At 69.7% G+C, this 20837-nt stretch carries 22 protein-coding genes; 3 read left to right on the forward strand and 19 right to left on the reverse strand.

What is annotated here, in order from left to right; translation table 11 throughout:
• Positions 1-55: 55 nt before the first annotated feature.
• The 3 genes from KUM40_RS15630 (at position 56) to KUM40_RS15640 (ending at position 3890) form a co-directional block, all read left to right on the forward strand.
• A complete protein-coding gene (locus tag KUM40_RS15630) occupies positions 56-1303 on the forward strand; it encodes a sensor histidine kinase (protein ID WP_217166571.1) in 1248 nt (415 codons plus the stop codon).
• Positions 1300-1941 (forward strand): response regulator transcription factor, encoded by a 642-nt coding sequence (locus KUM40_RS15635; protein WP_217166572.1) that lies wholly within the window; start codon positions 1300-1302, stop codon positions 1939-1941. Before KUM40_RS15630 ends, KUM40_RS15635 begins: the two co-directional genes overlap by 4 nt.
• A 122-nt stretch (positions 1942-2063) precedes the next feature.
• Positions 2064-3890, forward strand: coding sequence for a glycoside hydrolase family 18 chitinase (locus tag KUM40_RS15640; RefSeq protein WP_217166573.1), 1827 nt, complete (start codon positions 2064-2066; stop codon positions 3888-3890).
• 9 nt (positions 3891-3899) lie between these two features.
• Here KUM40_RS15640 and KUM40_RS15645 read toward each other — a convergent pair whose 3' ends face one another.
• From KUM40_RS15645 to KUM40_RS15735, 19 genes are all read right to left on the reverse strand, one after another.
• A complete protein-coding gene (locus KUM40_RS15645) occupies positions 3900-4346 on the reverse strand; it encodes a DUF2550 domain-containing protein (RefSeq protein WP_217166574.1) in 447 nt (148 codons plus the stop codon).
• A 142-nt stretch (positions 4347-4488) separates the two neighbouring features.
• Positions 4489-4863: a F0F1 ATP synthase subunit epsilon gene (locus KUM40_RS15650; RefSeq protein WP_217166575.1), complete on the reverse strand. Its 375-nt coding sequence runs from the start codon at positions 4861-4863 to the stop codon at positions 4489-4491.
• Between the two features lie 130 nt (positions 4864-4993).
• Positions 4994-6430 carry a F0F1 ATP synthase subunit beta gene (gene atpD / locus KUM40_RS15655; protein ID WP_217166576.1) on the reverse strand — a complete coding sequence of 479 codons (1437 nt, stop codon included), beginning with the start codon at positions 6428-6430 and terminating at the stop codon, positions 4994-4996.
• Positions 6430-7347 carry a F0F1 ATP synthase subunit gamma gene (locus KUM40_RS15660; RefSeq protein ID WP_217166577.1) on the reverse strand — a complete coding sequence of 306 codons (918 nt, stop codon included), beginning with the start codon at positions 7345-7347 and terminating at the stop codon, positions 6430-6432. Before KUM40_RS15660 ends, atpD begins: the two co-directional genes overlap by 1 nt.
• A gap of 21 nt (positions 7348-7368) precedes the next feature.
• On the reverse strand, positions 7369-8958 hold the full coding sequence (atpA, locus tag KUM40_RS15665; RefSeq protein ID WP_217166578.1) for a F0F1 ATP synthase subunit alpha: 1590 nt from the start codon (positions 8956-8958) through the stop codon (positions 7369-7371).
• A 204-nt stretch (positions 8959-9162) separates the two neighbouring features.
• The gene (locus KUM40_RS15670; protein WP_217166620.1) at positions 9163-9978 is read right to left on the reverse strand and encodes a F0F1 ATP synthase subunit delta; all 816 of its coding nucleotides are present in this window, start codon (positions 9976-9978) and stop codon (positions 9163-9165) included.
• Positions 9979-9983: 5 nt separating this feature from the next.
• Complete coding sequence (locus tag KUM40_RS15675; RefSeq protein WP_217166579.1) at positions 9984-10544, reverse strand: F0F1 ATP synthase subunit B; 561 nt, start codon at positions 10542-10544, stop codon at positions 9984-9986.
• A 42-nt stretch (positions 10545-10586) separates the two neighbouring features.
• Positions 10587-10811 (reverse strand): ATP synthase F0 subunit C, encoded by a 225-nt coding sequence (gene atpE, locus KUM40_RS15680; RefSeq protein WP_007387656.1) that lies wholly within the window; start codon positions 10809-10811, stop codon positions 10587-10589.
• Between the two features lie 74 nt (positions 10812-10885).
• Positions 10886-11725 carry a F0F1 ATP synthase subunit A gene (atpB, locus tag KUM40_RS15685; RefSeq protein ID WP_217166580.1) on the reverse strand — a complete coding sequence of 280 codons (840 nt, stop codon included), beginning with the start codon at positions 11723-11725 and terminating at the stop codon, positions 10886-10888.
• 210 nt (positions 11726-11935) lie between these two features.
• The gene (locus tag KUM40_RS15690) at positions 11936-12370 is read right to left on the reverse strand and encodes a hypothetical protein (RefSeq protein ID WP_217166581.1); all 435 of its coding nucleotides are present in this window, start codon (positions 12368-12370) and stop codon (positions 11936-11938) included.
• Positions 12371-12661: 291 nt separating this feature from the next.
• Positions 12662-13981 (reverse strand): MraY family glycosyltransferase, encoded by a 1320-nt coding sequence (locus tag KUM40_RS15695; RefSeq protein ID WP_217166582.1) that lies wholly within the window; start codon positions 13979-13981, stop codon positions 12662-12664.
• Between the two features lie 130 nt (positions 13982-14111).
• Positions 14112-15374 carry a serine hydroxymethyltransferase gene (gene glyA, locus KUM40_RS15700; protein ID WP_217166583.1) on the reverse strand — a complete coding sequence of 421 codons (1263 nt, stop codon included), beginning with the start codon at positions 15372-15374 and terminating at the stop codon, positions 14112-14114.
• Between the two features lie 81 nt (positions 15375-15455).
• The gene (locus tag KUM40_RS15705; protein ID WP_217166584.1) at positions 15456-16136 is read right to left on the reverse strand and encodes a protein-tyrosine-phosphatase; all 681 of its coding nucleotides are present in this window, start codon (positions 16134-16136) and stop codon (positions 15456-15458) included.
• Positions 16133-16780 carry an L-threonylcarbamoyladenylate synthase gene (locus KUM40_RS15710; protein WP_217166585.1) on the reverse strand — a complete coding sequence of 216 codons (648 nt, stop codon included), beginning with the start codon at positions 16778-16780 and terminating at the stop codon, positions 16133-16135. The genes KUM40_RS15705 and KUM40_RS15710 overlap by 4 nt, the downstream gene beginning before the upstream one ends.
• Positions 16781-16829: 49 nt before the next feature.
• A complete protein-coding gene (gene prmC, locus KUM40_RS15715; protein WP_217166586.1) occupies positions 16830-17669 on the reverse strand; it encodes a peptide chain release factor N(5)-glutamine methyltransferase in 840 nt (279 codons plus the stop codon).
• 71 nt (positions 17670-17740) lie between these two features.
• Positions 17741-18817, reverse strand: a complete 1077-nt coding sequence (gene prfA / locus KUM40_RS15720) for a peptide chain release factor 1 (RefSeq protein ID WP_217166587.1) — start codon at positions 18815-18817, stop codon at positions 17741-17743.
• A gap of 108 nt (positions 18818-18925) precedes the next feature.
• The gene (gene rpmE / locus KUM40_RS15725) at positions 18926-19147 is read right to left on the reverse strand and encodes a 50S ribosomal protein L31 (RefSeq protein ID WP_217166588.1); all 222 of its coding nucleotides are present in this window, start codon (positions 19145-19147) and stop codon (positions 18926-18928) included.
• Positions 19148-19271: 124 nt separating this feature from the next.
• Positions 19272-20435, reverse strand: a complete 1164-nt coding sequence (locus tag KUM40_RS15730; RefSeq protein ID WP_217166589.1) for an LCP family protein — start codon at positions 20433-20435, stop codon at positions 19272-19274.
• Positions 20436-20636: 201 nt separating this feature from the next.
• On the reverse strand, positions 20637-20807 hold the full coding sequence (locus KUM40_RS15735; RefSeq protein WP_217166590.1) for a hypothetical protein: 171 nt from the start codon (positions 20805-20807) through the stop codon (positions 20637-20639).
• Positions 20808-20837 lie beyond the last annotated feature (30 nt).

A 20837-nucleotide genomic window follows, 5' to 3' on the forward strand; every position in this document is an offset into this window, starting at 1 on the left:
CCGGACCCTTCCCCGGGATCAGGCGGGCGGGGCGCGTGCCGTGTTGGATGGTGGCATGGCCGTACGACTCCCCCGTCCGCACCGCTTCGACGTGTTCGTCGCCGTGGGCGGACTGCTCGGCGGGCTGCTGCTGTGGGCCATCGGACTCGGGGTGCGGCCCGCCGACGAGCCTGCCGTGCTGTTCGACGGCCGCTGGCCGCTGCTGGCGCCGCTGGTCGTCATGGCGGGCAGCGAGCTGCTGCGCCGGAAGGCTCCGCGGGCCGGCCTGCTGATCGGCACCGCCGCGATCGTCGCGGACACGCTCACGCAGGGCAATCTCGTCACGCTACTCATGTACACCGACGTGATGTACGCCGCCGTCCTGTACGGCCCGCCCGCCTCGGCCCGCCGCATCCCGTGGATCACCGGGCTGCTCACGGTGGCCGGGACGGTGGTGCCGTACGCGGTGCTGCGGGTGCCCGAGGCACTGCTGATCGGCGTCGCCGTGGGGGTGGTGTCCTTCGCGCCCGCCTCCACCGGGCTGATCGTGCGCAATCACCGCGAGGCCGCCGACGCCGCCCTGCTGCGGGCCGAGCAGACCGCGCTGCTGGCCGAGACGGACCGGGTCCAGGCGGTGACGGCGGAACGTTCCCGGATGGCCCGCGAGCTGCACGACATGGTCGCCAACCACCTCTCCGCGATCGCCATCCACTCCACGGCCGCGCTCTCCCTGGACGACCCGGCGACCACCCGGCAGGCGCTCGGCGTGATCCGCGAGAACAGCGTGGCGGGACTGGCCGAAATGCGACGCCTCATCGGCATCCTGCGGGACGAGGGCGGGGACCACGAGCCGGCCGCCGCCCCCACCCTGGACGGGCTCGGCGCGCTGGTCGAGGGCGCCCGCGCCAACGGACTCGACGTCACGCTGGACGCGGCGCCCGGCGAGAACCTGCCCGCGCCGGTCGAGCTGGCCGCGTACCGGATCGTGCAGGAGTCGCTCACCAACGCGCTCAAGCACGCCTCGAAGGGACCGGTCCGGGTCCTGCTCGCCCGCGACGACGACAACGCCCTGCGGGTCCGGGTGACCAGCCCGTACGGCGACCGGGACACCCCGCGCGCCCCGGGTTCCGGCGCCGGACTGGTCGGCATGCGGGAGCGGGCCGCGCTGTTGCACGGCACGTTCGAGGCCGGGGTGGTGACGGACACGGACACGGACTCGGGCCCGGACACGGACACGGACACAGGCCCGGCCCCGGACTCGGCGGGCGGCAAGATCTGGGCCGTACGCGCCACCCTGCCCCTGACCGAAGGAGACCTCGCATGATCCGCGTCCTCGTCGCCGAGGACCAGTCCGCCGTCCGCGCGGGGCTGGTGCTGATCCTGGGCAGCGCCCCGGACATCGAGGTGGTCGGGGAGGCGGCGGACGGCGAGCAGGCGGTGGCGCTGGCCCGCGAGCTGCGGCCGGACCTGGTGCTGATGGACGTTCAGATGCCCCGCCTGGACGGTGTGTCGGCGACCCGGATCGTGGTCGGGGAGCGGCTCGCCGACGTGCTGGTGCTGACCACCTTCGACCTGGACGAGTACGTCTTCGGGGCGCTGCGGGCGGGCGCCGCCGGGTTCCTGCTGAAGAACACCGACGCCAAGGACCTGCTGGTGGCCGTGCGCACGGTGGCGGGCGGCGAGGGCATCGTCGCCCCGGCGGTCACCCGGCGGCTGATCGCCGAGTTCGCGGCGAAGCCGGTGCGGGAGCCGGGCGCCGATCCGGCGGTGCTGCGGGACCTGACCCGGCGTGAGCGCGAGGTCCTGTCCTGTCTCGGCGAGGGGCTGTCCAACGCCGCGGTCGCCGAGCGTCTTGACATGGCGGAGGCGACGGTGAAGACGCACGTCAGCCGACTGCTGGGGAAGCTCGGGCTGCGCAGCCGGGTACAAGCGGCGGTGCTGGCGCAGGAGTTGGGGATCTAGCTCCCTTTCCGGGCATTGGTCCAGACCTATTGACCTAAGGTCCAGACCTTTCTATTCTCGCCGCACTGCGGGCCGCCGGCTCAGTCGGCCCGCGCCGACAACCCCACATAAGGAGGCGCACCATGCGCTTCAGACACAGAGCCGCGGCACTTCTCGCGACCCTGTCGCTCCCGCTGGCCACGCTGGTCGGCCTCGCGAGTCCGGCCCAGGCGGCCACGAGCGCGACGGCCACCTTCGCCAAGACCTCGGACTGGGGCACGGGCTTCGGCGGCAAATGGACGGTGAAGAACACCGGTACCACCACCATCGACTCCTGGACCGTCGAGTGGGACTTCCCCTCCGGCACCAAGGTCACCTCCGCCTGGGACGCCACGGTCACCAACTCCGCCGACCACTGGACCGCCAAGAACGTCGGCTGGAACGGGACGCTCGCCCCCGGCGCCTCGGCCTCCTTCGGCTTCAACGGCAGCGGCCCCGGCTCCCCTGCCAACTGCACGCTCAACGGCGGCAGTTGCGACGGCACCTCGGTCCCCGGCGACGAGGCCCCCTCCGCGCCCGGCACGCCCACCGCCTCGGACATCACCGACACCTCGGTGAAGCTGACCTGGTCGGCGGCCACCGACGACAACGGCGTCAAGAACTACGACGTCCTGCGTGACGGCGCGAAGGTCGCCACCGTCACCGGCACCACCTACACCAACACCGGCCTGACCGCCGGCACCGACTACTCCTACACCGTCCAGGCCCGCGACACCGCCGACCAGACCGGTCCGGCCAGCGGCGCGGTCAAGGTCCACACCACCGGCGGCGACGACGGCGGCGACCCGGGCGGCGGCGACGCGGTCAAGCTCGGCTACTTCACCGAGTGGGGCGTCTACGGGCGCAACTACCACGTGAAGAACCTGGTCACCTCCGGCTCCGCCGAGAAGATCACGCACATCAACTACGCCTTCGGCAACGTCCAGGGCGGCAAGTGCACCATCGGCGACGCCTACGCCGACTACGACAAGGCGTACACCGCCGCCCAGTCCGTCGACGGCGTCGCCGACACCTGGGACCAGCCGCTGCGCGGCAACTTCAACCAGCTCCGCAAGCTGAAGGCCATGTACCCGCACATCAAGGTCATCTGGTCCTTCGGCGGCTGGACCTGGTCCGGCGGCTTCCCCGAAGCGGTGCAGAACCCGGCCGCGTTCGCGAAGTCCTGCCACGACCTGGTCGAGGACCCGCGCTGGGCCGACGTCTTCGACGGCATCGACCTGGACTGGGAGTACCCGAACGCCTGTGGTCTCAGTTGTGACACCACCAGCGGCAAGAACGCCTTCAGCTCCATGATGAAGGCCATGCGCGCCGAGTTCGGCAACGACCTGGTCACCGCGGCCGTCACCGCCGACGCCTCCGACGGCGGCAAGATCGAGGCCGCCGACTACGGCGCCGCCGCGCAGTACATCGACTGGTACAACGTGATGACGTACGACTTCTTCGGCGCCTGGGCGAAGACCGGTCCCACCGCCCCGCACTCGCCGCTGACCTCGTACGACGGCATCCCGCAGCAGGGCTTCAACTCCGCCGAGGCGATCGCCAAGTACAAGGCGGCGGGCGTGCCCTCCGACAAGATGCTGCTCGGCATCGGCTTCTACGGCCGCGGCTGGACCGGCGTCACGCAGTCCGCGCCCGGCGGCACCGCGACCGGCCCGGCGGCCGGCACGTACGAGGCGGGCATCGAGGACTACAAGGTCCTCAAGAACAGTTGCCCGGCCACCGGCACCGTCGCCGGCACCGCGTACGCGCACTGCGGCAGCAACTGGTGGTCCTACGACACCCCGGCCACCATCAAGTCCAAGATGGACTGGGCCCAGCAGCAGAACCTCGGCGGGGCCTTCTTCTGGGAGTTCAGCGGCGACACCGCCAACGGCGAACTGGTGAGCGCCATCGACAGCGGCCTGAAGTAACAAACACCACTAAGCGACATTGACGCGCTGACCGGGCGGGGCTGCCTCAAGCCACGCGAGGAATCCGGTCAGCGCGTCTTCGCTCATCGCCAGTTCCAGCCGGGTGCCCCGGTGCAGACAGGCCAGGACCACGGCGTCGGAGAGCAACGCCAGCTCCTCCTCGCCGTCGGGCACCCGGCGGCCGGCCACCTCGATCGCGGAACGCTCGAGCACGCGGCGCGGGCGGGGCGAGTACGAGAAGACGCGGTACCACTCGATCCGGTCACCGTTGTAGCGGGCCACGCCGTAGGCCCAGCCCTTGCCGCCGGTGTCGCCCTCCTTGGGGGCGTCCCAGCGCAGGGAACAGTCGAAGGTGCCCCCCGAGCGCTGGATCAGCCGGCGGCGCAGGCCGAAGACGAAGAGCCCGATCACCACCAGGGCGACGACAATTCCGCACACAGTCAGAGCGAGGGCCATCGACACCGACCTCCTCGTCTCCTAGGTAACGGAACGGAAAAACCACCCGGATCTGCCTCAGCCGCGGCCGGGTCCGGATGGCTCCGGTCCCAGCCGCGGCTGAGTGACGTCATGGCACGACGCTATCGCACAGTGCTGTGGATCAGCGTCCCGCCGCCGCGCGCAGTCGGACGTCCGCGCGACGCTCGGCGTGGGCGTCGCCCTCCGTCTTCGCGCGCTCGAGCTCCCGCTCCGCGCGCTGGACGTCGATCTCGTCCGACAGCTCGGCGATCTCGGCCAGCAGCGACAGCTTGTCGTCGGCGAACGAGATGAAACCGCCGTGCACCGCGGCGACGACCGTCCCACCGTCACTCGTACGAATGGTCACCGGGCCCGACTCCAGCACACCGAGCAGCGGCTGGTGACCGGGCATGACGCCGATGTCGCCGGACGTGGTGCGCGCGACGACCAGGGTGGCCTCGCCGGACCAGACCTCTCGGTCGGCCGCGACCAACGCGACGTGCAGCTCAGCAGCCAAGGTGGCTCCTCGGGTCACCACCCGGCGGGAGAGCCGGGTGTTGGTTACAAGTCTAAGGGGCGTGACGGAAGGGGCGGGACGCACCCGCCCCCTCCGGTGTGAGCCCTGGGGCTCACGGTGAGCACGAGGCTCAGGAGACGCCGAGCTCCTTGGCGTTGTTCTTCAGGTCCTCGATACCACCGCACATGAAGAACGCCTGCTCCGGGAAGTGGTCGTACTCGCCGTCGCAGATCGCGTTGAACGCGGTGATCGACTCCTCCAGCGGCACGTCCGAACCGTCGACGCCGGTGAACTGCTTGGCGACGTGGGTGTTCTGGGACAGGAAGCGCTCCACGCGACGGGCACGGTGGACGACGAGCTTGTCCTCCTCGCCGAGTTCGTCGATACCGAGGATCGCGATGATGTCCTGCAGGTCCTTGTACTTCTGCAGGATGTTCTTCACGCGCATCGCGGTGTTGTAGTGCTCCGCCGCGATGTACCGCGGGTCGAGGATGCGGGACGTCGAGTCCAGCGGGTCCACGGCCGGGTAGATGCCCTTCTCGGAGATCGGACGGGACAGCACCGTCGTCGCGTCGAGGTGGGCGAAGGTGGTGGCCGGGGCCGGGTCGGTCAGGTCGTCCGCGGGGACGTAGATCGCCTGCATCGAGGTGATCGAGTGACCGCGGGTCGAGGTGATGCGCTCCTGGAGGAGACCCATCTCGTCGGCCAGGTTCGGCTGGTAGCCCACCGCGGAGGGCATGCGGCCGAGCAGGGTCGACACCTCGGAACCCGCCTGGGTGAAGCGGAAGATGTTGTCGATGAAGAACAGCACGTCCTGCTTCTGGACGTCGCGGAAGTACTCGGCCATGGTCAGGCCGGCCAGCGCGACGCGCAGACGGGTGCCCGGCGGCTCGTCCATCTGACCGAAGACGAGCGCGGTCTTGTCGATAACACCGCTCTCGCTCATCTCGTCGATGAGGTCGTTGCCCTCACGGGTGCGCTCGCCGACACCGGCGAACACGGAGACACCGTCGTGGTTGTTGGCGACGCGGTAGATCATCTCCTGGATGAGCACCGTCTTGCCGACGCCGGCACCGCCGAACAGACCGATCTTGCCGCCCTTGACGTACGGGGTCAGCAGGTCGATGACCTTGACGCCGGTCTCGAACATCTCGGTCTTCGACTCGAGCTCGTCGAAGTTCGGCGCCTTGCGGTGGATCGGCCAGCGCTCACCGGTGTAGGTCTCGTCGGAGTTCAGCACCTCACCGAGGGTGTTGAACACCTTGCCGGTGGTGAAGTCGCCGACGGGGACGGAGATGGCCGAACCCGTGTCGGTCACCGGGGCCTGGCGGACCAGGCCGTCGGTGGGCTGCATGGAGATGGTGCGGACCAGGCCGTCACCCAGGTGCTGGGCGACCTCCAGGGTCAGCGTCTTCAGCTCGCCCGCCTTCGCCGGGTCGGCGACCTCGACGTGCAGCGCGTTGTAGATCTCCGGCATCGCGTCGACGGGGAACTCCACGTCGACGACCGGGCCGATGACCCGGGCGACGCGGCCCGTGGCCGTCGCGGTCTCAACAGTGGTGGTCATTAGTTGTCACTCCCCGCGTTCGCGTCGGCCAGGGCACTGGAGCCACCGACGATCTCGCTGATTTCCTGGGTGATTTCGGCCTGGCGGGCCGCGTTGGCAAGACGGGAGAGCGTGTTGATCAGCTCGCCCGCGTTGTCGGTGGCCGACTTCATCGCGCGCCGTGTGGCGGCGTGCTTGGAAGCGGCCGACTGCAGCAGCGCGTTGTAGATGCGACTCTCGACGTAGCGCGGCAGCAGGGCGTCGAGGACGTCCTCCGCCGACGGCTCGAAGTCGAACAGCGGAAGGATCTCGTCCTTCGTCGTCGACTCCGCGGCCACCTCTTCGAGGCGCAGCGGAAGCAGCCGGGAGTCGACCGCCGTCTGCGTCATCATCGAGACGAACTCGGTGTAGACGATGTGGAGCTCGTCCACGCCGCCCTCCGCCGTGTCCTGCTCGATGGCCTCGATCAGCGGCGCCGCGACCTTCTTGGCGTCCGCGTACGAGGGCTCGTCGGTGAAGCCCGCGAACGACTCCGCGACCTTGCGCTCGCGGAAGTTGTAGTGGGCCAGCCCGCGCCGGCCGACGATGTACGTCTCGACCTGCTTGCCGTCGCGCTCAAGGCGCTCGGTGAGCTGCTCCGCCGCCTTGATGGCGTTGGAGTTGAAGGCGCCGGCCAGACCGCGGTCGCTCGTGAGGAGCAGGACCGCGGCACGGGTCGGGTTCTCCGCCTCCGTGGTGAGCGGGTGCTTCGTGTTCGACCCGGTACCGACCGCCGTGACCGCGCGGGTGAGCTCCTGCGCGTACGGCGTGGAGGCCGCCACCTTGCGCTGCGCCTTGACGACGCGCGAGGCGGCGATCATCTCCATCGCCTTGGTGATCTTCTTGGTCGCGGTGACGGATCGGATGCGACGCTTGTAGACCCGGAGCTGGGCTCCCATGAGTCAGGTCCCTTCCTTACGTCACTTGGCGGCGGACGGGGCGTCCTCGCCGAGCAGCCTGCCGTCCGAGGTCTCGAACTGCTTCTTGAACGCCGTGATCGCCTCGGCGATGGCCTGCAGGGTGTCGTCGGACATCTTGCCGCCCTCGCGGATGGAGGTCATGAGGCCCTGCTCCTGGCGGTGCAGGTACTCGAGCAGCTCCTTCTCGAAGCGGCTGATGTCGGCGACCGGCACCTCGTCCATCTTGCCGGTGGTACCGGCCCAGACGGAGACGACCTGGTCCTCGGTGGCCATCGGCTGGTACTGGTCCTGCTTCAGCAGCTCCACCATCCGCTGACCGCGCTCGAGCTGCGACTTCGACGCGGCGTCCAGGTCGGAACCGAAGGCGGCGAACGCCTCCAGCTCACGGAACTGGGCGAGGTCCACGCGGAGCCGGCCGGAGACCTGCTTCATGGCCTTGTGCTGGGCGGAGCCACCGACGCGGGAGACCGAGATACCGACGTTCAGGGCCGGACGCTGACCGGCGTTGAACAGGTCGGACTCCAGGAAGCACTGGCCGTCAGTGATGGAGATGACGTTGGTCGGAATGAACGCCGACACGTCGTTGGCCTTGGTCTCGACGATCGGCAGACCGGTCATCGAACCGGCGCCCTCGGCGTCGTTGAGCTTCGCGCAGCGCTCCAGCAGACGGGAGTGCAGGTAGAAGACGTCACCCGGGTAGGCCTCACGGCCCGGCGGGCGGCGCAGCAGCAGCGACACGGCGCGGTAGGCGTCGGCCTGCTTCGACAGGTCGTCGAAGATGATCAGGACGTGCTTGCCCTCGTACATCCACTGCTGGCCGATGGCCGAGCCGGTGTACGGCGCCAGGTACTTGAAGCCGGCCGGGTCGGACGCCGGGGCGGCCACGATGGTCGTGTACTCCAGCGCGCCGTTCTCCTCCAGCGCGCCGCGCACGGACGCGATGGTGGAGCCCTTCTGGCCGATGGCGACGTAGATGCAGCGGACCTGCTTGCTCGGGTCGCCGGTGCGCCAGTTGTCACGCTGGTTGATGATCGTGTCGACGGCCAGGGCGGTCTTGCCGGTCTGGCGGTCGCCGATGATGAGCTGACGCTGACCGCGGCCGATCGGGGTCATGGCGTCGACGGCCTTGTAGCCCGTCTCCATCGGCTCGTGCACCGACTTGCGCTGCATGACCGTGGGGGCCTGCAGTTCGAGGGCGCGGCGGCCCTCGGTCTCGATCTCGCCGAGGCCGTCGATCGGGTTGCCGAGGGGGTCGACGACGCGGCCGAGGTAGCCCTCGCCCACGGCGACCGACAGGACCTCACCGGTACGGCTGACCGGCTGGCCCTCCTCGATGCCGCTGAACTCACCGAGGACGACGCAGCCGATCTCGCGCTCCTCGAGGTTGAGGGCGAGGCCGAGGGTGCCGTCCTCGAACTTCAGCAGTTCGTTGGCCATGGCCGAGGGAAGACCCTCGACCTTCGCGATGCCGTCGCCGGCAAGGGTGACCGTACCGACCTCCTCGCGCGAGGCCGCGTCCGGCTTGTACGACTGGACGAAGTTCTCCAGCGCGTCCCGGATCTCCTCCGGCCGGATCGTGAGCTCCGCCATCTGAGTTCCCTGCTCTCCTTGTTGGGCCCGAAGTTTCACTTGGGGGGTATTCCACGAGTCGGGGACTCCCCCCAATAAGAGGTGAATCCTCTGCACGGCCCAACCAGGGCCGTCGTAAGTACGTACTGCTACTGCTAACTGCTACTGCTACTGCTACTGCTGTTACTTGCTGTGCTGTTGTCGCTGCTGTTGTCGCGCGGGGCGTCAGCTCGCCATGCGGCGGCCGGCGTCCTCCAGGCGGTCCGCGATGGAGCCGTTGATGACCTCGTCACCGACCTGCACCCGGATCCCTCCGACGACCTCGGGGTCCACGTCGAGATTGAGGTGCATCGGACGGCCGTAGACCTTCGCGAGAGCGGCGCCGAGGCGCTGCTTCTGCGTGTCGCTCAGCGGCACCGCCGAGGTGACGACGGCGACCATCCGGTCCCGCCGGTCGGCGGCGAGCTTGGACAGGGATTCGAGTCCCGACTCCAGGCTACGTCCCCGCGGCGCGGTAACAAGACGGCTGACCAGACGCTCGGTGCTCGCGTCCGCCCGGCCGCCGAGCAGGCTGCGCAGCAGCTCGCCCTTGGCCGAGGTGGTGGCCGACCGGTTGGTGAGCGCGGCGCGCAGCTCGGTGTTGGAGGAGACGATCCGGCCGAACCGGAACAGCTCGTCCTCCACGTCGTCGAGCCGGCCCGCCTTCTGGGCGGCGGTGAGGTCGGCGGTGTTCGCCAGCTCCTCCAGCGCGTCCACCAGGTCGCGGGACTGCGACCAGCGGGAGCGCACCATGCCGGCCACCACGTCGACGGCGGTGCCGCCGACCTGGGTGCCGAGGAGGCGCTGGGCGAGTTCGGCCTTGGCCTCGCCGGACTGCGCCGGGTCGGTGAGGACCCGGCGCAGCGACACCTCGCGGTGGAGCAGCGCGGTGACGGCGGCCAGCTCTCCGGCGAGCGAGCCGGCGTCCACGGACGTGGAGTCCGTCAGCGCGTCGAGACGCTCACGTGCGGCGGCAAGGGCCTCGCGGCTCGCTCCGTGCATCCCACTCATCGGGTTGCCTCGGACTTCGTCGCCTTGTCGTCCAGCTCGTCCAGGAAGCGGTCGATGACGCGGCTCTGGCGGGCGTGGTCCTCGAGGGACTCGCCGACGAGCTTGCCGGCCAGCTCGGTGGCCAGCGTGCCGACGTCCTGGCGCAGCGCGGACGCGGCGGCCTTGCGGTCGGCCTGGATCTGGGCGTGACCGGCGGCGATGATCTCCTCACGCTGCCGCTGGCCTTCCGCGCGCATCTCGGCGATGAGCGTGGCGCCCTGCTCCTGCGCCTCCTGGCGCAGTCGCGCGGCCTCGTGACGGGCCTCGGCGAGCTGGGCCTTGTACTGCTCGAGGACGCTCTGGGCCTCGGTCTGCGCGGCCTCGGCCTTCTCGATACCGCCCTCGATGGCCTCGCGGCGCTCTTCCAGAACCTTGTTGATGTTCGGGAGGAGCTTCTTGGCGAGGAAGCCGAAGACGATGACGAAGGCGATCAGGCCGATGACGAGCTCCGGCCACGGCGGGATGAGGGGGTTCTCCTTCTCACCCTCAGCCGCCAGGAAAACCAGGGCGGAAGTCACATCAATGCCTTTCGTCGAAAGGGTCGGTCGTCGGTCTTCGTCTTAGTAGACGAAGGGCATGACGAGACCGATGAGGGCGAGCGCCTCACAGAAGGCGAAGCCGAGGATCTGGTTGGCGCGGATCAGGCCGGCCGCCTCGGGCTGACGGGCGAGGGCCTGGGTGCCGTTGCCGAAGATGATGCCGACGCCGACGCCGGGGCCAATGGCGGCCAGGCCGTACCCGACGGAGCTGAGCGAACCATCAACGGCAGCAAGGGTCTGGGACATGCCGGTTCTTCCTTTTCTTTACGGACCGGTGGGGGTTGCCACCGGACGGCTGGGGTGTGAGGCCGGGCGGGGACTCAGTGGTTCTCGGCGAGCGCGCCCTGGATATAGGTGCAGGTCAGCAGCACGAACACGTACGCCTGCACGGCCTGGATGAAGAGCTCGAAGGCCGTCATGATGATCGTCATCACGAACGAGACGCCCGCGTAGGCGAAGCCGATGCCGTTCAGCAGGTACCAACTGGCGATCGTGAAGAGCAGCAGCAGCGTGTGGCCGGCGAACATGTTGGCGAAGAGCCGGACAGCGTGCGTGAAGGGGCGGACCAGCAGGTTCGAGAAGAACTCGATGGTCATCGACAGCGGCAGCACCGCGCCGAGGGACTTGTCGTAGCCGGTGACGTTCTTGAAGAAGCCGACGAAGCCGTGGCGCTTGAAGGTCAGCGAGACCCACAGGACGTAGACGACCAGGGCCAGGACCATCGGGTAGGCGATGATCGCGGTCACCGGGAACTGGGCGACCGGAATGATCGACCAGAGGTTCATCATCCAGACGAAGAAGAACAGCGTGACGATCAGCGGGACGTACTTCTCGCCCTCCTTCTTTCCGACCGTCTCGTAAACGACTCCGCGGCGGATGAAGTCGTAGCCGGCCTCGGCGACCATCTGGAGCTTGCCCGGGACGACCTTCGGCTTGTTGAAGGCGGCCCAGAAGAAGCCCACGATGATGATCGAGCCGAGCAGGGCCAGCAGCATCGGCTTGTTGAAGTACATGCCGTTGCCGTCTGCGTTGCCCCAGAGCGGCTCGAAGAGGAACGAGTGCAGGCCGGGAGCCGGGAAGCCACAACCGTCGAAGATGTGGCAGTCGGTCTCGAAGGCGAGCACCTGCGTCGGGTCAGCACTCACCGCGGGCTCCTTCATCGTGGCGCATGGGTACGGCAACCTCGTTGTGTCGGCGCGGCGCGGGGCCGCAGTTCGGCACGGGACTGGTGTTACGGATATGGGGGCGGCTGTGGGGCATCTCGCCTCGCGATTGAGCAGGCGTCAGCTCGAATGCCCGCGCCCGCGATGCCGCAGTTGGCACCGGACGATAGCAGGACCTCACGTGCCTCTTTATCCCGGCCCTACCCGTCACGACGAGTGCCCCGTCTTTTCGGACTTCTCGCTCGACGACTCGGGCTCGACGTAGAGAATCTTGGCCTTCATGTGCGCCCGAGTCTGCGTCGCGATCCACGTGAGCGTGACGGCGACCAGAGTGATCGCGAAGGACCGGGGGTTGAACAACGTCGTGTTCTTGAACGCGGCGAGGAAGACGAACAGCAGCAGGATCTGTGCCGCGTAGAGCATCAGGCCCATCGCCTGGAAAAGGTGCGGAAGCGATTTGGCGGTGCGCTGCAGGACGTAGAGGCCGATTCCCATGAAGAGCATCGCCACCACTGTCGCGACGACGGCTCCGACCGCGCCCTTGCCGCCGGCCACCACTGCGCTGACGACGGCGGCTACAGCACCGACGGCAGCCGTGGGTACGGCAGCCTGAACCAGGATCCGGACGTCATTGGACGGCATGGCGGCAACTCCGCTTTCAACACACAGGGGGCAGGTGTCGTCATGGACGAGCGTAGTCCCGGGCCGGACGGGGTCCTCACGTTCAAGAGACCGTCGCACTACGGTCCTTGGGCTCTACCCCGGGAATACTCGTGAACCGTATCACAAACTATTTGATGAGCTCTTTACCTGTGGGTGTGCTTGCTGTCACACATGAGAGTGACCGCGCGCGTCTGTGCAGTTACTGCACCCACTTGTCTGGTAATGGGGTATTTCGTTCCCCCACGACTTGGCAATGCTCTAGTCAGATTCTTACCTTGCCCGCGAACGGGGTCCGACGGCGGTGGCCCCGTTGACGCCCGAGACCCCCACGGTGACCGGAACCCTGTCCTGGTCCTCGCCCGCGTCCGCGCCCGCGTCCACCGCGGGCTCCTGCGCGGCCTCGTCCCCGGCGGCGGCCGCCTCGCGGCGCCGGTAGCGGGGCGGCACGACGCGCTCGGCCCAGCGCGGGGCGCGCGGGGTGAAGCGCGGCAGCAGGAGCAGGACAAGACCGATCGCGCTGAGGAAGACGACGCCGAGCACGATCCACATGGACGCGGCGTTCACGGAGTAGGCGAGCGAGCCGAAGGAGATCAGCGCCGAGAAAAAGTACATGATCAGCACCGCGCGACTGTGCGAGTGCCCGATCTCGAGCAGCCGGTGGTGCAGGTGCCCCCGGTCCGCGGCGAACGGCGACTGGCCGCGCCAGGTGCGCCGGACGATCGCCAGGATCAGGTCGGCCGCCGGGATGGCGATGATGGTCAGCGGCATCAGCAGCGGGATGTAGACCGGCACCATCTGGTGCACCGCGTTGCGCTCGGAACCGGAGAACAGCTTCATCACGTCCGGGTCGACCTGCCCGGTGACGGAGATCGCGCCGGCCGCCAGCACCAGGCCGATCAGCATCGAGCCGGAGTCGCCCATGAAGATCCGGGCGGGGTGCATGTTGTGCGGCAGGAAGCCCAGGCACATGCCCATCAGGATGGCCGCGAACAGCGAGGCGGGCGCCGCGGCCTCGATGCCGTACGAGTACCAGATGCGGTAGGCGTACATGAAGAACGCCGCCGCCGCGATGCACACCATGCCGGCCGCGAGACCGTCGAGGCCGTCCACGAAGTTGACCGCGTTGATGGTGATGACGACCAGCGCCACCGTCAGCAGGGTGCCCTGCCACTGGGTGAGCGCCACCGTGCCGACGCCCGGCAGAGGGATCCACAGGATGGTCAGACCCTGCACCACCATCACACCGGCGGCGATCATCTGGCCGCCCAGCTTGATCAGGGCGTCGATCTCGAACTTGTCGTCCAGGACGCCGATCAGCCAGATCAGGGCCGCCCCGGACAGCAGGGCCCGCGGTTCGTTGGACTTCTCGAAGACCTCACTGAGGTTGGTGAGGTGGTCGGCGACCAGCAGGCCCGCGCACAGCCCGAAGAACATCGCGATCCCGCCGAGCCGCGGAGTGGGTTCCCGGTGCACGTCACGTGCCCGGATCTCCGGCATCGCCCCCGCCACGATCGCGAATTTGCGTACCGGCCCTGTCAGCAGATACGTCACCGCGGCCGTGACGCAGAGCGTCAGCAGGTATTCACGCACGGGCTTCCCCACAGGTCTCGCTGGCCATCCTCAACCTCACACCCTAGCGATGCGCGCATACGGTTGAGGACTTCCGGGTAGCGACGATGGTTGCACGTGTGGCTGTGCACGCGTGTGCGCCTACCCCACCTCAGTCCGGATACGGCGGGAACTGCGCGACCAGATCCCGTACGTCGTCCCGGGCCGCGGCCGGGTCTGTGGCGCCCCTGAGCACGCCCGCGAGCAGCGTGGCCACCGCCCGCATCTCCCGCTCCCCCATGCCCTGCGTGGTGACGGCGGCCGTGCCCAGGCGCAGCCCCCGCGCGTCCGCGTGCGGCAGTGCGCAGCAGTCCAGGACGATCCCGGCCGCCGCGAGCCGGCCCCGCGCGGTCCTGCCGTCGACGCCGAGCGGGGCCGGGTCGGCGGTGATCAGGTGGGTGTCGGTGCCGCCGGTGCTGACGACCAGGCCCTCGGCGGCCAGGTGGGCGGCCAGGGTGCGGGCGTTGGCGACGACCTGGTGGGCGTACGCGGCGAAGGCCCCGGTGGCCGCCTCTCCGAAGGCGACGGCCTTGGCGGCGATGGTGTGCATCTGCGCCCCGCCCTGCGTGAACGGGAACACGGCCCGGTCCACCCGCTCGGCCAGTTCGCTCCCGCACAGCACCATGCCGCCGCGCGGCCCGCGCAGCACCTTGTGCGTGGTGGCGCAGACGATGTCGGCGTACGGCACCGGACTGGGCGCCGCTCCCCCGGCGACCAGCCCGATCGGGTGGGCGGCGTCCGCGACGAGGTAGGCGCCCACCTCGTCGGCGACGTCGCGGAAGAAGGCGTAGTCGAGGTGGCGTGGGTAGGCGATCGAGCCGCACACGATCGCCTTGGGGCGGCTCGCGCGGGCCAGGGTGCGCACCTGGTCGTGGTCGACGAGCCCGGTCTCCGCGTCCACGCCGTAGCCGACGAAGTCGAACCAGCGGCCGGAGAAGTTCGCGGGCGAGCCGTGCGTGAGGTGACCGCCGTAGGGCAGGCCGAGGGCGAGGACGGTGTCGCCGGGGCGCAGCAGGGCGGCGTAGGCGGCCAGTACGGCGGAGGAGCCGGAGTGGGACTGCACGTTGGCGTGCTCGGCGCCGAAGAGGTCCTGGGCCCGCTCCACGGCGAGCCGCTCGGCGACGTCGACGATCTCGCAGCCGCCGTGGTGCCGGGCGCCCGGGTAGCCCTCGGCGTACTTGTTGGCCAGCGGGGATCCGAGGGCGGCCAGCACGGCGGGGGAGGTGAAGTTCTCGGCGGCGATCAACTGGAGGGTCGTCGACTGCCTGCGGCGTTCGGCGAGCAGGATCTCGGCCAGCTCGGGGTCCTGGCGCAGCAGGTCTCCCAGCCGGCTGTCATCGATATCCGTCTGGGGGACGTCGTGGGTGACCGACATGGTGCGCTCCGGGCGTGCGTCGACGGTGACGTAGGACCAATGTAGGCCCCACTCCGGCGACGCGCTCGGCCGTCGTGCCTCTCACGTCCTGGTGGACACCCCCGTCAGCGCCGTCACCACCGGATCCAGCGCCTGGTGTATCTCGTCGCCGACCGACCGGAAGAACGTCAGCGGCGCCCCGTACGGGTCGTACACCTCGTCCGCCTCCACCGTGGGCGCCAGGAGCCACCCGCGTAGCGCGGCGGCCGCGCGGACCAGGGCGCGCGCACGGGTGACCAGGCCGTCCTCCAGGGGCGGCAGGGTCGCGGGGTCGATGGCGTTCACCAGGCGGGTGAACTCCTTGAGGGTGAAGGTGCGCAGGCCCGCCGAGTGCCCCATGGAGATGACCTGCCCCCGGTGGTCACGCGTCGCGGTGAGCACCAGGTCCGCGCGGATCACGTGCTCGTCGAGCAGTTCGCGTCCGGTGAAGCCGACGGCGTCGGCGCCGAAGTCCGCGAGGACCGCCTCGGCGTTCGCCTCCATGGGCGCGCCCTCGTGGCCCCAGGTGCCGGCGCTCTCCACGACGAGGCCGCCGCCCAGTACGCCGAGCCGCTCCGTCACGAAATGCCGGGTCAGCCGCTCGGTGATGGGCGAGCGGCACACGTTGCCGGTGCTGACGTGGAGGATGCGGAAGCTGTCGCGCGGAAGCCCGACGAACGTCGTCGTGATCTCCGCGGCACGTTCCCCGTTGCCTATGCCACGCCCCGTCTCAGGGGCCGTCAATTCGCCACCTCGAGGTCGGGTACCACCTTGCGCAGCTCCTCGGCCGACAACGCGCCCGCGCGCAGCAGCACGGGCACCTCGCGGGTGACGTCGACGATGGACGACGGGACGATGCCGGGGGTGGGGCCGCCGTCCAGGTACACGGAGACGGAGTCGCCGAGCATCTGCTGGGCCGCGTCGCAGTCCTCGGGCGCGGGGTGGCCGGTCAGGTTGGCGGAGGAGACGGCCATGGGGCCGACCTCGGTGAGCAGCTCGATGGCGACGGGGTGCAGCGGCATGCGGACGGCGACGGTGCCGCGGGTCTCGCCGAGGTCCCACTGGAGGGACGGCTGGTGCTTGGCGACCAGCGTCAGCGCGCCCGGCCAGAAGGCGTCGACGAGCTCCCAGGCCATCTCGGAGAAGTCGGTGACCAGGCCGTGCAGGGTGTTGGGCGAGCCGATGAGGACGGGCGAGGGCATGTTGCGGCCGCGGCCCTTGGCCTCGAGCAGGTCACCGACGGCCTCCGGGGCGAAGGCGTCGGCGCCGATGCCGTACACGGTGTCCGTCGGCAGCACCACCAGTTCGCCACGGCGGACGGCGGACGCGGCCTCGCGCAGACCGGTCACTCGGTCGGTCGCGTCGTTGGTGTCGTATCGCCGTGCCATTAGCGGGCCTCCTCGTACACGTACTGCGGGGTGGAAGTCGGGGCGGTGCTCACGGCAGTGCCCTGCGGGCGGTCGCGAACCTGGGCCGGTTGTTGAGGTCGGGGTGGTCGGCCGCGTCGGCCCAGCCCCGTGCCTCGGTGAAGATCCACGGCACCTGGCCGCCCTGGGTGTCGGCGTGCTCGACGACGACCACGCCGCCGGGGCGCAGCAGGCGGTGGGCGGTGCGTTCCAGGCCGCGGATCAGGTCGAGTCCGTCCTCGCCGGAGAACAGGGCGAGCTGCGGATCGTGGTCGCGGGCCTCGGGGGCGACGTACTCCCACTCGGTGAGCGGGATGTACGGCGGGTTGGAGACCACCAGGTCGACGTGGCCGTCGAGGTCGGGGAAGGCCGTCAGGGCGTCTCCCTGGCGCAGGTCGACCCTGGACCCCTCCATGTTCTTGCGCGTCCATCTGAGGGCGTCCTCGGACAGCTCCACGGCGTGCACGCGGGAGCGCGGCACCTCCTGGGCGAGCGCGAGCGCGATGGCGCCCGAGCCGGTGCACAGGTCGACGATGCGGGGCTCGACGACGTCCATGGCGCGTACCGCGTCTATGGCCCAGCCGACGACGGACTCGGTCTCGGGGCGGGGCACGAAGACGCCGGGGCCGACCTGGAGCTCCAGGTAGCGGAAGTAGGCGTGGCCGGTGATGTGCTGGAGCGGCTCGCGCGCCTCGCGGCGGGCGACGACCTCCCAGTACCGGGCGTCGAAGTCGGTGTCCGGCACGGTGTGCAGCTCGCCCCGCTTGACGCCGTGCAGGTACGCGGCGAGTTCCTCCGCGTCGGTGCGCGGCGAGGGCACGCCGGCGTCGGCCAGCCGCTGGGTGGCCTGGGCCACCTCCGCGAGCAGCACACTGCGGGGGTTCGGGGGTCGCCCCCCGTGATGTAGCGGCACGCTGGTCCTCCGAGCTGTCGTACCGGGGCTTACGCGGCGGCGAGCTTCGCGGCCGAGTCCGCGTCGACGCAGGCCTGGATCACCGAGTCGAGGTCGCCGTCCAGGACCTGGTCCAGGTTGTACGCCTTGAAGCCGACGCGGTGGTCCGAGATGCGGTTCTCCGGGAAGTTGTACGTGCGGATCTTCTCGGAGCGGTCGACGGTGCGGACCTGGCTGCGCCGGGCGTCCGCGGCCTCCTTCTCCGCCTCCTCCTGCGCCGCCGCGAGCAGCCTGGAGCGCAGGATACGCATCGCCTGCTCCTTGTTCTGAAGCTGGCTCTTCTCGTTCTGGCAGGAGGCGACGACTCCGGTGGGAATGTGCGTGATGCGCACGGCGGAGTCGGTGGTGTTGACGGACTGGCCGCCGGGCCCGGACGAGCGGTAGACGTCGATGCGCAGGTCGTTGGGGTTGATCTCGACGTCGATCTCCTCGGCCTCGGGGGTCACGAGGACACCCGCCGCGGAGGTGTGGATCCGGCCCTGGGACTCGGTCGCGGGGACGCGCTGCACGCGGTGCACGCCGCCCTCGTACTTCAGCCGCGCCCAGACGCCCTGTCCCGGCTCGGTGGCGCCCTGGCCGCCCTTGGTCTTCACGGCGACCTGGACGTCCTTGTAGCCGCCCAGCTCGGACTCGGTGGAGTCGATGATCTCGGTCTTCCAGCCGATCCGTTCCGCGTAGCGCAGGTACATGCGCAGCAGGTCGCCGGCGAAGAGCGCCGACTCGTCGCCGCCGGCGCCGGCCTTGACCTCGAGGATGACGTCCTTGTCGTCGCTGGGGTCGCGCGGGACGAGCAGCAGGCGGAGCTTCTCGGTGAGTTCCTCGCGCCGCTTCTCCAGTTCCTTGACCTCGGCGGCGAAGTCCGGGTCGTCGGCGGCGAACTCGCGGGCGGTCTCGGCGTCCTCGCCGGTCTGCTTCCAGGAGCGGTACGTGGCGACGATCGGGGTGAGCTCGGCGTAACGCTTGTTCAGCCTGCGCGCGTTGGCCTGGTCGGAGTGGACCGACGGGTCGGCGAGCTTCTTCTCCAGGTCGGCGTGCTCGGCGACGAGTTCCTCGACGGCCTCGAACATCTTGGGCTCCTGCTACTGCTTGGGAAGGGGAAGACGGGCGACCAAAAACGCCGGTCCCGGCGCTCCCCCGGTGGGGGATGCGGCCGTGGACCGGCGATTGGGGGCTCGCTACTTCTTGGAGCCGGCAGCCTTGCCGAAGCGGGCCTCGAAGCGGGCCACACGGCCACCGGTGTCGAGGATCTTCTGCTTGCCCGTGTAGAACGGGTGGCACTCGGAGCAGACCTCGGCCCGGACGGTGCCGGACGCGATGGTGCTGCGGGTGGTGAACGACGCGCCACAGGTGCAGCTGACCTGGGTCTCGATGTACTCGGGGTGGATGTCGCGCTTCAAGGTGTCTCCTACTGTTCCGGGAGGGCGCCGGGTCGCAGCCGCGGGATGCGGGAGCGTGAACCGGAGCCGACTTACCAGTCTGCCAGGACTGGGGCCATCCCCCAAAACCGGGGGACGTCGTGATCTATTCCCCGGCGTTGACGACGCCCTTGGCCTCGCCGGTTGCCGTGCCCTCGGTGGCCGACTCCGGGATCGGGCGGTCGTTCTTCAGGGCCGTCCAGACCTGCTGGGCCTTGTCCTTCTCCACCAGGACCCGGTTGGCGTCGGCGGGGTCGTAGATCACCGGCATGGTGACCATGTGCATGTTGTCCGGGCCGATGCCCTTGAGGCCGCTCGCGAAGGACATCAGGGAGTTCACCGAGCCCAGGTCGGAGTCGGTGGTGACGGTCTTGGTGGCGGTGTCGGCGATGTCGTACAGCTTCTTGGGGTTGCCGAGCAGGCCGACGTCCTTGACCTGGTCGACCAGGGCCTTGACGAAGGCCTGCTGGAGCTGGATGCGGCCGAGGTCGGAGCCGTCGCCGACGCCGTGCCGGGTGCGGACCAGGCCGAGGGCCTGCTCGCCGTCGAGCCGGTGGGTGCCGGCCGCGAGGTCGAGGTGGCTGTCGGGGTCCTTGATGTCCTCGGTGGTGGTGACCTGCACGCCGCCGAGGTCGTCGATGAGGTTCTGGAAGCCGGTGAAGTCGACCTCCAGGTAGTGGTCCATGCGCAGGCCGCTGAGGGACTCGACGGTCTTCACGGCGCAGGCGGCGCCGCCGGTGGAGTAGGCGGAGTTGAACATCACGCCCTCGGCGGCCGGGTGCTCGCCGCCGTCGGTGTCGGTGCAGTCGGGGCGGTCGATGAGGGTGTCGCGCGGGACGGAGACCACGCTGGCCTTCTTGTGGCCCTTGTAGACGTGCACGATCATCGCCGTGTCCGAGCGGGCGGTGCCGTCGTCGGTGCCGCCGCCGAGCTCCTTGTTGCCGCCGGAGCGGGTGTCGGAGCCGAGCACCAGGATGTTCTCGGAGCCGTTGTCGGCCTTCTCGGGCCGGTCGGCGCCGAGTGCCTGGTCGATGTCGACGCTCGTGAGGTTCCCGTTGAGCTTGAAGTAGAGGACCCCGGCGCCGGTGCCGCCCAGGACCACGATGCCCGCGGCGCTCCAGGCCGCGACGAGCAGTGCCTTGCGCCGCTTGGCGCGGGGCCTGCGGCGGCGGCCCTTGCCCCGGTGGCCCGGTCCGTCGGTGGTGGACTCACCGGTGGCGGACTTCCCGGGGTCGGGTATCGCGGGATCGGGCGTGCTCTCGGCGGACATGTGCTCCTCAGGTGTTCGTCCGGTCGGTTACCCCCTGCGCTCAGGGTCGGGTCGGTGGCTCCGGCGGCTTGCGCCGGTACCTCACCATCGTCCCTCCGTAGCTGAGACGGCGGAACTCGGGACAGGGTTGCACAACGCTCTGTGTCCGACGCGTGCCGCACCGGACACAGAGCGTTGCCGAACGGACCGTGAACCGCGCGGTCACCTGCGGATTCGGCCGAAGCCGTCGTGGCTGCCGGACCCGGTGGCGATCTTCACCGGTGTGGCGAAGGTCGCGGAAGCGGTCTTGTCGGGGCGCGGGCACGAGTCCGCGGGCGTACGTGCGCGGGCGTACGTCCGCGGGCGTACGTGCGCGTGTGTACGTCCTGACATGCACGGGGGCCGCCTCCGTCACCGGTGTGA

The organism is Streptomyces sp. AC512_CC834 (assembly GCF_019049325.1).
Classification (GTDB): Bacteria; Actinomycetota; Actinomycetes; order Streptomycetales; family Streptomycetaceae; genus Streptomyces.

Coding starts and splice junctions, on each gene's coding strand:
- KUM40_RS15630 (WP_217166571.1), top strand. CDS start 56: ATGGCCGTACGACTCCCCCGTCCGCACCGCTTCGACGTGTTCGTCGCC.
- KUM40_RS15635 (WP_217166572.1), top strand. CDS start 1,300: ATGATCCGCGTCCTCGTCGCCGAGGACCAGTCCGCCGTCCGCGCGGGG.
- KUM40_RS15640 (WP_217166573.1), top strand. CDS start 2,064: ATGCGCTTCAGACACAGAGCCGCGGCACTTCTCGCGACCCTGTCGCTC.
- KUM40_RS15645 (WP_217166574.1), bottom strand. CDS start 4,346: ATGGCCCTCGCTCTGACTGTGTGCGGAATTGTCGTCGCCCTGGTGGTG.
- atpD (WP_217166576.1), bottom strand. CDS start 6,430: ATGACCACCACTGTTGAGACCGCGACGGCCACGGGCCGCGTCGCCCGG.
- KUM40_RS15660 (WP_217166577.1), bottom strand. CDS start 7,347: ATGGGAGCCCAGCTCCGGGTCTACAAGCGTCGCATCCGATCCGTCACC.
- atpA (WP_217166578.1), bottom strand. CDS start 8,958: ATGGCGGAGCTCACGATCCGGCCGGAGGAGATCCGGGACGCGCTGGAG.
- KUM40_RS15670 (WP_217166620.1), bottom strand. CDS start 9,978: ATGCACGGAGCGAGCCGCGAGGCCCTTGCCGCCGCACGTGAGCGTCTC.
- atpE (WP_007387656.1), bottom strand. CDS start 10,811: ATGTCCCAGACCCTTGCTGCCGTTGATGGTTCGCTCAGCTCCGTCGGG.
- atpB (WP_217166580.1), bottom strand. CDS start 11,725: ATGAAGGAGCCCGCGGTGAGTGCTGACCCGACGCAGGTGCTCGCCTTC.
- KUM40_RS15690 (WP_217166581.1), bottom strand. CDS start 12,370: ATGCCGTCCAATGACGTCCGGATCCTGGTTCAGGCTGCCGTACCCACG.
- glyA (WP_217166583.1), bottom strand. CDS start 15,374: ATGTCGGTCACCCACGACGTCCCCCAGACGGATATCGATGACAGCCGG.
- KUM40_RS15710 (WP_217166585.1), bottom strand. CDS start 16,780: ATGGCACGGCGATACGACACCAACGACGCGACCGACCGAGTGACCGGT.
- prfA (WP_217166587.1), bottom strand. CDS start 18,817: ATGTTCGAGGCCGTCGAGGAACTCGTCGCCGAGCACGCCGACCTGGAG.
- KUM40_RS15730 (WP_217166589.1), bottom strand. CDS start 20,435: ATGTCCGCCGAGAGCACGCCCGATCCCGCGATACCCGACCCCGGGAAG.
- KUM40_RS15735 (WP_217166590.1), bottom strand. CDS start 20,807: ATGTCAGGACGTACACACGCGCACGTACGCCCGCGGACGTACGCCCGC.